Below are 1,718 nucleotides of genomic sequence, written 5' to 3'. Positions count from 1 at the left end.
GCGGAATCCTTTTTCGGCCGCTCCGACCAGTCCTTCAGCGTGATGAAGGCCTGCGCGGTGTTCATGCCCTGGCCGAGGAAGCTGAAGCCGGTGAGGAACACGACGCTCTCGATGCCGGAGCGTTTCTTGAGATAGGCCTCGACCTTCTCGATGGCGCCCTCGGTGCGGGCGAACGACGAGTCGGACGGCGTCTGCACGTCGGTGGTGATAAAGCCCTGGTCGTCGATCGGCAGGAAACCGCCGGGCATGCGCATGAAGCCCCAGGTCAGGCAGGCCAGCAGCGCGACGTAGATGATCAGCAGGCGCCCGGTGCGCTGGATCGACCAGCCGACGGTCCTGGAATAGCCGTCGCGGGTGGAATCGAGCTTGCGGTTGAACCAGCCGAACACGCCCTTTTTGGCGTGGCCGTGACCTTCCTTGATCGGCTTCAGGAACGTCGCACACAAAGCCGGCGTCAGGGACAGCGCCAGCAGCGCCGAGAAGCCGATCGAGGCGACCATGGTGACGGAAAACTGCCGGTAGATGATGCCGACCGAGCCGGGGAAGAACGCCATCGGCACGAACACGCCGATCATCACCAGCGTGACGCCGATGATGGCGCCGGAGATCTGGCTCATGGCCTTCCTGGTGGCCTCCTTCGGCGGCAGCCCCTCCTCGCTCATGATGCGCTCGACGTTCTCGACCACGACAATGGCGTCGTCGACCAGGATACCCACCGCCAGCACCATGCCGAACATGGTCAGCATGTTGATGGAATAGCCGGCCAGGAGCAGCATGGTGCAGGTGCCGAGCAGCGCGATCGGCACCACAATGGTGGGGATCAGCGTGTAGCGGAAATTCTGCAGGAAGATGAACATCACGATGAAGACGAGGACGACCGCCTCGATCAGCGTCATCACCACCTTCATGATCGAGGCCTCGACCACCGGCGTGACGTTGTAGGGGATGTCGTAGGCGATGTTGGCCGGGAAGAAGTTTGACAGCTCCTTCATCTTGGCTTCGATGGCCGCAGCCGTCGCCAGCGCATTGCCCTTCGGCGACATCAGCACCGACAGGCCCGCGGTGGGCTTGCCGTCGAGGTGGGTGGTGAACTGGTAGCTGAGACCGCCGATCTCGATGCGGGCGACGTCGCGCAACCGCACCGTGGAGCCGTCGGCATTGGCACGCAGCACGATGGCGCCGAACTCCTCCGGTGTGGACAACTGGCCCTTCACCAGCACCAGCGATGAAGTCCTGGTGCTGGTGGTCGCCGGCTCGGCGCCGACGCTGCCGGATGCCACCTGGGCATTCTGCGCTGATATCGCCTTGTTGACGTCGTCGGAGGTCAGGCTGTAGCCGACCAGCCTGGCGGGATCGACCCAGACGCGCAGCGAGCGCTCGGTGGAATACAACGAGGCGCGGCCGACGCCCGGAATGCGGCGGATTTCACCAAGAACGTTGCGGATCATGAAGTCGCCGAGGCCGACTTCATCGAGACTGCCGTCGGTCGAGCGCAGCGTGATGATGTTGAGCACCGCGGCGGAGGCTTCTTCCACCAGGATGCCCTGCTGGATCACCGCGCGCGGCAACCGCGCCTCGACGCGCTTGAGGCGGTTCTGCACTTCGACCGAGGCCGCGCCGGTTTCGGTGCCCGGCACGAAGTTGGCGATGATCTCGACCTGACCCAGCGAGTCGCTGGTGGATTCGAAATTGAGGATGCCGGAGGCGCCGTTGAGCTC

At 64.2% G+C, this 1,718-nt stretch carries 1 protein-coding gene; it reads right to left on the bottom strand.

The window, feature by feature from the left end; translation table 11 throughout:
- Positions 1–1,718, bottom strand: a 1,718-nt coding sequence (locus WAL33_RS00530; protein WP_422177444.1) for an efflux RND transporter permease subunit, incomplete at both ends; no start/stop codon positions are given.

It is taken from the genome of Caulobacter sp. (assembly GCF_049283275.1).
Taxonomy (GTDB): domain Bacteria; phylum Pseudomonadota; class Alphaproteobacteria; order Caulobacterales; family Caulobacteraceae; genus Caulobacter.
The sequence above is the reverse complement of the archived record's forward strand: the minus strand, read 5'-3'. Positions and strand labels throughout refer to the sequence as shown.